This is a genomic window from Pseudomonas sp. SDO5522_S412 (genome assembly GCF_054071215.1).
In genome coordinates this window covers 1-605 of sequence record NZ_JBSVWQ010000450.1, presented here as the reverse complement: position 1 = coordinate 605, position 605 = coordinate 1, and the positions used below count along the sequence as shown (strand labels likewise).

The following is a 605-nucleotide window of genomic DNA, read 5'->3' as shown; positions in this document are numbered from 1 at the left end:
AGGAACGCTTCGTCCACGACCCGGCGGGCAACCTGCTGATGCAAGACCGCGTCGGTCCGAGCGTCGTCAAAGGCAATCGCCTGTTGATGCAAGGTGACCGCCATTACGACTACGACGCTTTCGGCAACCTCCTGCGGGAACGCCGGGGCCGGGCGCAGCAGTTGGTTACCGAATACCGCTACGACTGCCAGCACCGACTGATCAGCGTCACCCAGCCGGACGGCACCGAAGCCACATATCGCTACGACCCGTTTGGACGGCGTATCGCCAAAACGATAAAAAGCCAAACCACCGAGTTCTTCTGGCAAGGCGACACGCTGATTGCCGAACACAGTGCTGATCACCACCAAAGCTATATCTACGAACCCAACAGCTTTCGCCCATTAGCGCTGCTGAAAGGCTACGGCCCGGAAGACGTAAAACCCGTCCACTACCAACTCGACCACCTCGGCACACCACAAGAACTCACCGCCCCCGACGGCGAAATTGTCTGGTCAGCGCACTACCGCGCCTACGGCCAAATCGCGAAGCTGGACGTCAACACCGTTACCAACCCGCTGCGCTTCCAGGGCCAGTACTTCGACCCGGAAAGCGGGCTGCACTAC

General features: G+C 60.0%; 1 protein-coding gene. It reads left to right on the top strand.

What is annotated here, in order from left to right; genetic code table 11:
- Positions 1-605, top strand: a 605-nt coding sequence (locus tag ACW9I6_RS32405; protein ID WP_457340246.1) for an RHS repeat domain-containing protein, incomplete at both ends; no start/stop codon positions are given.